Origin of the sequence: Streptomyces niveiscabiei, from assembly GCF_001419795.1 — a bacterium.
GTDB lineage: Bacteria > Actinomycetota > Actinomycetes > Streptomycetales > Streptomycetaceae > Streptomyces > Streptomyces niveiscabiei.
In genome coordinates this window covers 1-11,181 of record NZ_LIRL01000308.1, presented here as the reverse complement: position 1 = coordinate 11,181, position 11,181 = coordinate 1, and the positions used below count along the sequence as shown (strand labels likewise).

Sequence of the window (11,181 nt, the reverse complement as noted above, 5' to 3'; positions counted from 1 at the left end):
GGGCCCGGCGCGCCGAGGGCAGAACCCGCGAGGAGCAGGCCGTCGGCCCGACCGGTGCCCGTGGGGTCGAGGAACTGGACGATGTTCCCCCAGCACAGCCACGCCTTCCAGCGGCGCCGATGCTCGGCGGAGTCGCCCGCGACGGCGTCGTCACTGTCGTCGAGCACCGCGAGGGCGCTCCACCTCAGGGCCTTGCCCTCGGCGCGCCGGGCCCCGACGAGCACGAGCGGAAGCCCCGAATCGTCCTTGTAGGACAGCAGCTTGAGCCCTTGTCCCGAGACCGCCGGAAGGTTTTCACCCCGTACGGCAGCCTCGATCCAGCCGACGGCATCAGCCGGGTCCGCGTCGACGAGTTCCCGCTGCCGCACGGCGGCGGGGGCGCTGACGAGGAGCTGGGCGAGCTGCTGCCACTTGTTCGGCCGGGGGTCGCGCAGGAAGCCGAGCAGGGCGGGGATCGCCCCGGAGAAGAGCAGGTCCACGTCCTTCGGGTCGCGGTCCGCCTTCCGCCACTGCTCGCGCGCCCTCGCTCCGGGTCCCCCGACCGCCGTCACGTCGTAGGGCGGCCAGGCCGCGTCGGCGTCGCGGCCGGCGATGACGGCGTCGATCGGGTCGGCGGGGGCGTCCGGGTCCCGGGCGGGTTCGTTGCGCAGGGCCCGGTCCCAGGCGACGACGTCGTCCCAGGTGATCTGCCAGACCAGTATCCCGTCGGCACGCAGCCGGGCCCGTTTGGCGGCGTCGGCGGCGATGGTGTTGGTGCGGGAGGAGGCGTGCCAGCGGTAACCGTCGAGGTAGACGGCGATGGGTACCGGCGGTGCGTCGCCACTGCTGGTGTCCTCGGCGACAGGCCGGAACAGCAGGTCGGGGCGGGTTCGGTGGTCGTGCAGGTCCTTCTGTGCGACGACCTCCCAGCGGACCTGGCCGCCGCCGGGGCGGGTGAGGGTGAACTGGGTGCCGGGGCGGCCGGTCGGTGTGGAGGCGTGGTCCACGGGGGCATCGTCGCCGAGCTGCTCCAGCCAGCGCCTGAGGCAGTCGTTGAAGAGGCGTTCCAGGTCGCTCTCGGCGAGCTTGGCGAAGGGGTAGGCGAGTTCGGCGTCGGCGGAGTCCCTGCGGACGTCCCAGTCGCTGTGGCCGTCCGTGCCGAGGAGGCCGTCCAGTATCCACAGCGCCTCCTGCCGGTCGATGTTCTTGTACTCCCGCTCCGGGGCGTAGGGCAGCAGGCAGCGGTGGCAGGCCCGGCGGCGGAGGGCCGGGCTCTTGCAGGGGCAGTGGGCCAGTTTCTCCTGGGCCGCGGCGAGTACGGCGCGGAACTCCTCGCCTTCGCGGTCGACGAGACGGTGCAGATAGCCGGTGCCGCCGGGCAGGGCGTCGTACAGGACGAGGTAGTTGCGGGTGAGGCCGCTGAGCCGGTCGGGTTCGGTGGCGGGGGTGGAGCGGATGTGTGCCGGGTCGCCGCCGTAGCGCAGGGCGAGGCCGAGGTGGAGTGCGGCGGAGAAGGAGGCGAGGCGTTCCGGCACGTGGACGGTGGCGGCGGGCAGGAGGATGCGCAGCGCCTCCGTGCGGTGCTCGGTGGCGGTGATGACCTGGACGTCCTCGGGATGCGCCTGTTTGTCGCGGCGCCTGACGACGCACCAGGGCCGGTGGTGGGCGAGGTCGGAGCGGCCGAGCAGGGACTGGCCGAGGGTGTCCTGGGCGGGTCCCTGGCCGGGCTCACGGTCGCTGGCGCCGCCGCAGCGCGGGCAGACCGTGAATTGGGTGAGGGTCACCTCGGCACCGGCGAAGTGGGTGTCGTTGCGGCGGCCTTGGCGCTTCTTGCCGAGGTTGAAGCGGCGGATGACCGCTTCGCGGACGTGGTCGAAGCCGAAGGTGGCCTGGTGGTGGCGCCAGGACCGTTTGATGTTCCGGGGGTCGACGTCGACGGCGGCGACGGTCGTGTACGGAGTCTGGATACGGCTCTCGCGGTCGTCGATGATGCGTGCGTCGTCCCGCTTGTCGTGGGCGGTGACCTTGCGGGGTACGACCACGCGGTGCAGGGCGTTGCGGCCGCCGATGCCGGGGCCGTCGCAGCGCGGGCAGGGCGAGGTGTCCTGTTCCGCGCGGTCGCCGGTGCGGACGTGGCCGCACTCCCGGCAGACCCGCCAGGTCAGCAGTCCGACGGGGGTGCCGTCGGGTGAGTCCTTCGGGACGGGGCCGAGATCGAAGCCGTCGATCTCGTGCCGGTAGCCGCGTACGTAGTAGGCGTTGCCCGGGGCGAGTTCGGTGAGGGCGGACTCCGCGGGGCGCTCGTAGGTGCGGGGTTCGTTCTTCCACCGGGACTTGGGCGACTCGGCCTCGGCGCGTCCCCTCGCCGCCGGCTCCTTGTAGGTGAGCTGGGCCTCCAGGCGTACGCCGTTCTCGACGAGGCTGTAGTTGGGCAGCAGTCCGTGTTCGACGAGGAAGCCCTGGGCGTCCGCCTGGGCCATGGTCTGGAGGAGTTTCCCGATGCCGGCGGCCTCGCGGCCCAGGACGCGCTTCTCGCGGGCCTCGTCGGTCACGGACTCCTGGAGCGCGTCGGCCGCCTCGTTGATCTGCGCCCGGCGCCGGACGAGTTCGGCGCGTTGCTCCTCCCAGGCCCGCTGGGCTTCGTCCAGTTTCCCGGCGAGTCCCCGCTGGGCGTAGCGCCGGAGCGTCTTGCGGGCGTCACTGGAGACCCCGGAGCCGGGGACGCCGTCGAGGTCGGGGAACAGGCGCAGGAACGCGTCGGCGAGGTCGAGACGGTCGGCCGTCGCGTCGCGGAAGGTCTTCAGCCAGCCGGTCCGGCCGACGAGTTGGGTCAGCCGGTCGGGCAGGGGCGGGACCTTCTCCAGGGTGCCGCGGGCGGCCCGGTCGATGAGGTAGGCGGTGTACTGGCGGCACAGCAGCTCACCGGCGGACAGGAAGCAGCCGGGCGGGAGGATGGGGCCGGCGATGAGGTGCTGCGGTTCGGCGAGGTGGTAGAGGGCGCGGGGGCTGGTGTCGGCGAGGGTCACCATGAACGCGTTGCCCGTCTTGCGGCCCGCGCGGCCGACGCGCTGGACGTATCCGGCGGTGGACGGCGGCAGGGAGGCGAGGACCACCGCTTCCAGGTCGCCGATGTCGATGCCGAGTTCGAGGGTCGGTGTGCAGGACAACACGTTCGGGTCGGTGTGCCGGCCTCGCCGGAAACCTTTCTCCACGTCTTCCCGCTCGCGGCGCTTGAGGACGCCGGTGTGCTCGGCCGCGATCACGCTGTACGGCTCGGTGTCCCGGTACAGGCTCCGGTAGTAGTCGAACCGGTGGTCACGGGCCGCGCGCCCGCCTGCCTCGGTCGAAGGCCGGGTGAGGGTGCCTTCACAGCGCTTGAGCGGGCACCTCGTGCCCTGCCAGACGTCGGCGCGCTCCGGGGGCACGGTCTGGGTCCAGCCGCAGTGGGGGCAGGTGAGGGCGGCGAGCGCGGTCTCGTCGTCGTCGAGCAGGCGGACCCGGACGTGTCCGGGAGTCAGTCCGTACACGCCGTGTTCGCGCTGCCTGTCGTCCTGGCTGGTGCGGCGCCGGGCCAGGGCGCCGATCGAGTCGTCGGCCAGGTACTCGAAGAGCGCCGCGAGGTACGCGCCCGCCGCGTCGCCGTCCAGGCCGAGGCAGCGGTGGGTGAAGTCGGTGTACCAGCTCGCGCGGCCGTCCACTCGCTCGAAGTCGGTCCTGCCGCGGGCACCGACGAGGACGAACGCGGGAGCTTCGGCCGGGGGACGGCCGAAGGAGGGCATCCCGGTGGGACGGCCGAGGGAGATCGAGTAGCGGTCGCCGCCTTCCTTGTCGATGAACTCGTCGAGCCACTCGTGGTGGATGCCGCCGGACTGGCGGAGGTGTTCGAGGAGGCCGCGCACGTACCCCTCGAAGTAACGGAGGCGGTCCGGGTCGTCCTCGCCGGGAAGGGCGGCCGGGGGGTCGACCGCCAGCAGTTGCTCCGCCTGCTGGTCCGCCAGTGTGCGGCGGTAGAGGGCCTCCGCCGCGTTGGCCGCCGCCTCCGGGTCCGGCAGGTGGACCTCGGCCGCGACGGTTCGGGTGAGCTCCAGGGTGCGGCCGAGGCGGGAGTAGAGGCCGAACTCCAGCAAGGTGTTGAAGGCGAGGCGCTCACCGACCAGTTTCCAGGTGGGTTTCGCCACACCCTTCTTGCCGTCGAGCAGGCGCTTGACGGCGCGCTCGTCGTGCAGGTCGGGCGGTACGACGGAGGCCAGCTGGTCCTTCTCGGCGGCAATGGTGATCAGGGAGGCGATCAGCTCGTTCAGCGGGACGCCGGCGGACGCGAGCTCCGGTTCGGCGGCGACGCGGTCGCTGAGGCTCTGCCGGACGAGGGCGCGCAGGGAGAACTTCCAGGAGCGGCTGGCGACGAAGCCCGCGCGGTGGGCCGCGTCCTGCACGGAGTCGCTGAAGATCAGTGTCTTGCGCCGGTCGTTGCCCTGGTCGTCCTCGGCGGGCAGTTCGCCGCCGGTGAACAGCTGGGTGACGACGACGGAGGCGAGCGGGGCGATGCCGGCGCCGAGAAAGCGGATGCCCTGGGTCTGGCCGCAGGCGGGGCAGCGGTCCTGCTTGGCGTAGTCGCTCTGTTCCTGGTTGTCGAACCAGGCCCAGACGTAGACGCCGTTCTCGGGTGCTTCGGCCACCCGGTCGTCGTCGAGGAGGACTTCGTCGGGGTCGAGCCTGCGCAGGTTCTCGCCGTTGTTCTCCAGGACGAGCAGAGTCGCGTCATGGGCGGCGCGGCGGCCCCGGCGGGCGGCGGCGCGGCGGGCGCGGACGGCGCGGGCCTGCTCGGCGGCCTCGGAGGGGGTGGCGGCGATCATCGCCCGGACGCGGCCCTTGGCCGCTCCGCCGGCGACGCTGGCGCGGTAGATCTCGTCCGGTGCGTGGACCAGGTTCTGCGGGTTGCGGTCGGGGCAGATCGCCGACCAGCCGGAGCGGCCGCAGTGCCGGCAGTAGGCGGCGGGCAGCCGGCCGGACCGCCGCGCGGTTCCGCGCCGCTCCGCCTGCGCGGCGGCGGCCAGGGCCTGCCGTCCGGCGTCGGTGTTCTCCGGGGTGAGAGCGGCCTGTTCCTCGTCGGCCCAGGAGAACGCCGGGTCGGGGGCGACGAAGCGGAGCACGCGGGAGAGCGACCGCAGCCAGAGGTGGGTCTCGATGAGCAGCAGGGGACGCGGCTTCTCGGCGGGTGACTTCGGGTCGCGGGCGACGGAGATCAGCGCGACGAATCGCGCCAGGGCCTTGGCGGCGGTCGGCGGGTCCTGCTCGACGGCGGCGCGCCAGGCGGTCCCGTCGGGGAAGGACCGGAGCAGCGCCTGCGGAGTGAGGGGCGCGTCCTGGGTGCGCAGCAGTACGTGGGTGAGGGGGTGGGCCAGCAGTCGTCGGCCCAGTTCGTGCACGTCGGAGGCGTCACAGCCGACCGTCGCGCGGGCGATGGCGTCCAGCCCTTCCGGCGTCGGCTGCGGGTCCGGCAGCCCGGCCAGCTCGGCGGGTGAGGGGACCGGCAGGGAGTGGTCGACCGGGGACAGGAACTCCTCGATGTCGCGTCGGTCCTCCCCCACCACCGCGTCGTCCGGGAAGTGCGTGCCGAACACCTGGGAGGCCACGGTGAGCATGGCGCGCGGGCCGCTCGCGGCGTCTCCGGAGCCGAGGGTCGCGGAGGTCGCCACGGGGCAGATCGACCCCAGCGGACGGCCGTCCTCGGCGGCTCCGACGACGGCCGCGAGGCGCCGCAGCAGCATCGCGACGTCGGTGCCCTGGGCGCCGTCGTAGGTGTGGAACTCGTCGATCACGATGTACGCCAGGTCGGCGTCCCGCCACAGGGAGGCGTCCTGCTGCCGCTGGAGCAGCAGGTCGAGCATCTTGTAGTTGGTGATCAGGACGTCCGGCGGGTTGCGGCGGATCTCGGCCCGGTCGACCATGACCCGCTGGTACGGGGTGGTCCCGCGCGCGGATGCCTCGCCGATGTACAGACCGGCCGTGACGTCCGCCAGCCGGTGGTCCTCCAGCAGGTCGCCGAGGCGGTCCGCCTGGTCGCCCGCGAGCGCGTTCATCGGGTAGAGGAGGATCGCCTTGATCCCCGGTTTCCCGGCCGCCTTCTCCCGACGGCAGTGGTCGAGTACGGGGACGAGGAACGACTCCGTCTTGCCGGAGCCGGTGCCGGTGGTGACCAGGGTGGGCTGGGGCTGGTGCCCGTCCTTGCTGGTCAGGCGGGCGAACGCCTCGGCCTGATGGGCGTACGGCAGCGGGAGGTCGCGCGGGGACCAGTCGAGGTGTCGCTGCCAGCCGTCGTCCGCCGGGCGGAAGGGGCGCCGGATACGGAGGTAGGGCCCCCGGAACAGGCCGTCGGCCGGGTCGGTGAGGAACTCCTCCAGCGCGTCCTGCGTCTCGGGCTCGGCCAGCGCGAACGTCGTCGTCAAGTACTCGACCGTCGTTTCGCGCAGTGCCTGTGCGGCGAGTGTGGGTCTCATGACGCGCTGCGGCCCCCGTGTCCCGTGTCCCGGTGTGTCCCGACCGCCCGGAACAGAACCACGGCGATCAGAATCGATCAGACCTCCACTCTACGGCGGAGCTCTGACATCACTGCCGGGTCGCGGCGGGATCAGGACCTTTCAGGGGACTCGGGACGGGAGGCCGGGTGACGCGAACCGTCTTGTCTTCACATAAGTCCGGTACTGCCGAGCGAGTACTCCGCCCACACCGTCTTCCCGGGCCCGTCCGCCCGCAGGTGCCAGTCCCACCGCGCCGCGAGCCCCGCGACCAGGACGAGCCCCCGGCCGTCCAGCGACACGTACGGGTCCCGCCCGACGACGACGCTCGCCGGCCTCGGCGGCAGCCGCTCGCCTCGCGTGTCGGTGACGTCCACCCGCGCGGTCTCCAGCCGCCGCGCGACCTGGAGCCTCAAGTGGAAGTCCCGGCCGGGGACATGGCCGTGCCGCACCGCGTTGGACGTCAGCTCCGCGACGATCACCACGATCGCGTCGTGGTCGTCCGAGCCGTACGGGATGCCCCACTCGTGCAGGCGCACGGCGGCGAAGCGGCGGGCGAGGCGGGCGCCCCGCCGCGTGGACGTGAACCTCATCTCGAAGTACTGCTCGGCGGGCGGCGCGAGGGTGCCGCCGTTGCTCAAGTGGTCAGGGGGAGCGGTGTGTTGCGTGGGGCCGGTGGGGACACCGGGTTCGTTCGTCATGCCCCCTACGGTCCCCTTCGTGGCGTACCGTCACCAGTGGTGACGCACCGACGCTGATCGGCTTGTACGCGCGGTGTAGGACCGTGTACGAGTCGCGCGGCGTGACCAACGTTCCCCCTGGGGAGTTGGTCCGGAGAGGCGGTGATCCCATGACGGAGCGTACGAGGACGAAGGTCGGGGTGGAAGAGCCCCGGAACAACGAAGAAGACACCGGTTCCCTGTTCTTCGGGGACGACGAAGAGGCCGGTCTCCAGCCCGACGCGACGAGCAAGGCCCTCGTCATCGCGTTCGGCCAGACCGTGAAGACCCTGCGCGAACGGGAGGGCATGGACCGCGAGACGTTCGGCGCGCGGATCGGCTACTCGGCGGCGACGGTCGCGTCGTTCGAGCAGGGGCGCCGCATCATGAGCGGCAAGACGATCGACAAGGCGGAGGAAGTCCTCCACGCGAACGGGCTGTTGAGCGCGTGGAAGGAGCAGATGGACCGCGCGCAGTATCCGGCGACGTTCCAGGGGATGGCGGCGCTGGAGAAGACCGCCATGGAGCTGCTCATGTACGACACGTTCATGGTCAACGGCCTCCTCCAAACCCCGGACTACATGCGGGCGTTGATGGCAATGCGCCGCCCGCTCCTGGACGACGACATCATTGAGCAGAGGGTCGCCGCACGACTGGCCCGCCAGGAGATCTTCAACCGCTGGCCCGCGCCCTACCTCAGTTTCATCATCGACGAGGGGGTTCTCCTGCGGCCGTACGGCGGAATCAACGTGCTGCGCGGGCAGTTGGAACACCTGCTGATGGTCGGCCAGCAGCGGAGCGTCGAGATCCAGGTCATGCCCTTCGACCGCGAGGAGAACGCTGGCTTCGGCGGCCCGTTCATCGTTCTGACGCGGCGCAAGGACGGCAAGCTGTTCCTGTACAGCGAAGTCGCTGGGGTCACTTCGCTCCAAACCGACCTCGGTCAGACGACTCTGGCACACGCCCGTTATGGGATCATGCGATCGCAGGCTCTCCCGTCCCGGGAGTCGATGAAGAAGATCGAAGGGATTCTGGGATCACTATGAACAACGCCGAGCCCTCAACCACCACTTCCGGCCTCGCCTGGTTCAAGAGCAGCTACAGCGACGCCGAAGGGAATGCGTGCGTGGAAGTCGCCTGGCGCAAGAGCACCTACAGCGACACCGAGGGCAATGCGTGCGTTGAGTTCGCAGCCTGCACCAACACCGTCCACGTCCGCGACTCCAAGGACACCGACGGCCCCCAACTCGCCCTCGCCCCCTCCGCGTGGACCGAGTTCACGGCGACCCTGTAGGTCAGTCGAGGCCCGTCTCGACGAGGTGTTCCATGAACGCCGCGGCGATACGGGGGCGGGTCGCGTCCGGGACGAGGGTCTCGGGGAGGTCGTCCTCCATGCCCCACCTCGTGTTGAACATGACGACACCGCCCGGCGGCACCACGGTGTTCCTGAGCCAGAGGACGAACGTGGCGGCCGTTCGGGCGGTGCTGTCCTGCACCGCCACGCCTTCCGTGTTCAGCCGCGCGAAGCCCTCCAACTCCTCGCCTTCGAGGGTGAACCCGAAGTGCATTGACGAGCCCTTCACCGGCCCTTCGACAGCATCGTCCACCCGGACGAACACCTCGGGGTCCCGCTCCCGCAGCGCGGCTTCCAGCCTCTCGTAACTCAGACCCCAGGTCTGGCCCTCCGGCGGCGTGAAGACGTACATCGTGCGGAGTTCGGCGATCTCGTCGGGTTCCATGGCGCTGCTCTCTCTGCTGTCGGTGGGGGTCAGGGAACGTAGCGGGCGGTGCCCTTGACGCCGTACGCGGCCATCATGACGCGCCAGTACTGGACGGAGTCCTGGTTGTTGGTGACCGTCTCGACGCCTCGCATCTCCGTGTTCCGGGGATCCTTCAACGCGGCGGCGTACTTGCCCAGTTCTTCGCGGTCGGACGTGAAGAGGAAGTCCTTCTTCCCCGTCGCGTGATTCTTGCGGAGCTCTTCGAGGGACCGGTAGCAGGGCTGGTTCGGCTTGTTGACGTACTTCGCCTCGACCGCCATACCGTCGAGGTTGCGGAACCCGTCGACCATCAGGGTGCTGTTCTTGCTGTAACCGGCCGGGATGGGTACTTCGTACTCGGGGTATCCGGCGACGCGCCGCTGGTAGGCGACCTCCGCCGGCCTGCCACCTGAAATGTCCCCCTCCCGAAGGGAGTTCAGCCAGGTGCCGAACTTCTGCTGCTGCGCGGCATCGAGCGGCGGGAAGCGCGGGTCGGGTGGTGTGGTCGGTGGGATCGGCTGGACGCGGGGGCCGTTGGCGGGGCGGTAGGCGACCGGCACGAGCGTGGGGACGCGGATCAGCGGTGCCAGGAACGGGGGCAGGCCCGGCAGGAAGCCGCCGTTGTCCGGCTGCGGCATCGGCACGCGCGCCTTCGAACTGTCCAGCGCGGCCGGGATGTTACCCAGCGAGGCTATACGCAGATCTCCCGCGACGAGCTCGTGCAGGCCGCCGTCACGGCCGTCGCCGCCGAACCTCGGCTGCTCCCACGGCCATTGGAAATCACTGGTCGGCGACGTCTCCTCGTACGGCAGGCGTTGCTTCGCCGTCTCCACGTGGTCGGCGTACGCGTCGCAGGCGTCGGCGATCATCTTGCAGGCCGTGGGGAGGTTGGCCATCAGGGTCTCGTTCTCACCCACCGTGCCCGGTGGCGGGGTCTTGCCGACGAACTTCTCGAAGAAGCCCTGGACCGCGTCGGCCGCCTCGCCGACCTGGTCGAGGTGCGCGGTCTTCCATGCCGTGTCGGAGTCCCAGTAGGCGTCCGCGAGAATCTTGGACGCCTCACGCCAAGTCGCCGCCACCGCGCGGAGTTTCTGCGGCTGGCCGAGGAAGCGTTCGTTGAACAGGTACTGGTCGACGCCGCTCGTCTCGCCCACGACCTCGGGGAGGTCCTCGGCGTTGTGGCTCGCGCGTTGGTTGCAGTCGGGGCCTGTGGGCTGCGGGCCGATTCCCGGGCCCTGCGGGCTCTGCCCCAGGAGTTCCGCCGCGATCTTGCTCTCCTGCTTGAGGAATTCCTCCGACGCCTTCACGAGGGCGCCCGCGCCGTTCGCCATGACCTGGTGGGCGAAGCCGGCCTTGTCGAACACCGTCGTCACGGCTGCCTTGTACACCTTCGCGAAGGCGCGGCCCGCTTCGCCGTCCCCGGCCATGCCGCCGTTCGTGCTCAGTTCCGTGAACAGGAGGCTCAGCATGTCGTAGATCAGGTCACGCAAGCCGACCATCGTCCAGGACGCGTTGACGAAGTTCTCCGTCTGGTGCCGTAGGTTCAAGACTCCCCCGTAGAGCCGCGCCGGATGCCCCTCGCACCGTACACGTCTGCGAACGGTGAGGGTGTGGGGGCATCCCTGCGACCCCGGATCCGGTCAGTCCCCCGTGGCCTCCGGTGCACTCGTGTCTCCGGGCTCCCATCCTGCCTCGCGGAGACGGCGGGTGAACTCCTCGTGGGCTGCCTTCATTTCGGCTTTGCGGTTCACTCGGTAGAGAGGGGCCGTATAGCCGTCCGGGACATTGCTGGCCAGCTCCGGGAAGCCTTCCGCCGAGCTCAACTGCTTCCAAGCGTCCTTGGGTTGACCGTAGCCGTGCTGCTGATGCGCCTTCGCGATACGGCGTCCCTCCGCGTCGAACCACATGTTCTCCTCGTACTGCTGGAGTACAGGGAACCTCGCGTCGTACATCGCGACGAGCTCGTCCGCGCTGATGCCGAGCCAGACGGCGACCAGGGCATCGATCTCGACGAGGGCTGCGCGGCGGGTGAACTCGGTACGGAGGGGGGTGTCTTGGGTCCAGCTGGGGGTTACGCCGTGAGCGAGGGAGGGGGTTTCCGCAGGCCAGCGGTTGGCCCAGGTGTCCTGCTGCCAGGCGGGGTCGTGGAGTTCTTGCCAGAGGGGGGCGTAGGCGTTGGTCTGGGCGTTCAGGCGGAGGGTGCGGAGG

Annotated in this window: 6 protein-coding genes and 1 pseudogene; 2 read left to right on the top strand and 5 right to left on the bottom strand. The window is 70.6% G+C overall.

Translation table 11 applies throughout. The features are described from left to right. Together AOK24_RS16165 and AOK24_RS16160 are read right to left on the bottom strand one after the other, a co-directional pair. The coding region (locus AOK24_RS16165) for a DEAD/DEAH box helicase (protein ID WP_055720780.1) at positions 1-6,476 on the bottom strand (6,476 nt) is incomplete at its 3' end. 188 nt (positions 6,477-6,664) lie between these two features. Next, complete coding sequence (locus AOK24_RS16160; protein ID WP_055720779.1) at positions 6,665-7,195, bottom strand: ATP-binding protein; 531 nt, start codon at positions 7,193-7,195, stop codon at positions 6,665-6,667. Positions 7,196-7,344: 149 nt separating this feature from the next. On the opposite strand from AOK24_RS16160, the gene AOK24_RS16155 reads away from it, so the two are divergent. Continuing rightward, positions 7,345-8,259, top strand: coding sequence for a helix-turn-helix domain-containing protein (locus AOK24_RS16155; RefSeq protein WP_055720778.1), 915 nt, complete (start codon positions 7,345-7,347; stop codon positions 8,257-8,259). Then, complete coding sequence (locus AOK24_RS16150) at positions 8,256-8,507, top strand: DUF397 domain-containing protein (RefSeq protein WP_055720777.1); 252 nt, start codon at positions 8,256-8,258, stop codon at positions 8,505-8,507. The genes AOK24_RS16155 and AOK24_RS16150 overlap by 4 nt, the downstream gene beginning before the upstream one ends. A 1-nt stretch (position 8,508) precedes the next feature. Here AOK24_RS16150 and AOK24_RS16145 read toward each other — a convergent pair whose 3' ends face one another. From AOK24_RS16145 to AOK24_RS16135, 3 genes and pseudogenes are all read right to left on the bottom strand, one after another. Further along, positions 8,509-8,952, bottom strand: coding sequence for a hypothetical protein (locus tag AOK24_RS16145; protein WP_055720776.1), 444 nt, complete (start codon positions 8,950-8,952; stop codon positions 8,509-8,511). 29 nt (positions 8,953-8,981) lie between these two features. Further along, complete coding sequence (locus tag AOK24_RS50710) at positions 8,982-10,520, bottom strand: restriction endonuclease fold toxin-2 domain-containing protein (RefSeq protein ID WP_055720775.1); 1,539 nt, start codon at positions 10,518-10,520, stop codon at positions 8,982-8,984. Positions 10,521-10,613: 93 nt separating this feature from the next. Then, positions 10,614-11,181: pseudogene (locus AOK24_RS16135) on the bottom strand (class I SAM-dependent DNA methyltransferase); the annotation flags it as partial.

Coding starts and splice junctions, on each gene's coding strand:
- AOK24_RS16160 (WP_055720779.1), bottom strand. CDS start 7,195: ATGACGAACGAACCCGGTGTCCCCACCGGCCCCACGCAACACACCGCT.
- AOK24_RS16155 (WP_055720778.1), top strand. CDS start 7,345: ATGACGGAGCGTACGAGGACGAAGGTCGGGGTGGAAGAGCCCCGGAAC.
- AOK24_RS16150 (WP_055720777.1), top strand. CDS start 8,256: ATGAACAACGCCGAGCCCTCAACCACCACTTCCGGCCTCGCCTGGTTC.
- AOK24_RS16145 (WP_055720776.1), bottom strand. CDS start 8,952: ATGGAACCCGACGAGATCGCCGAACTCCGCACGATGTACGTCTTCACG.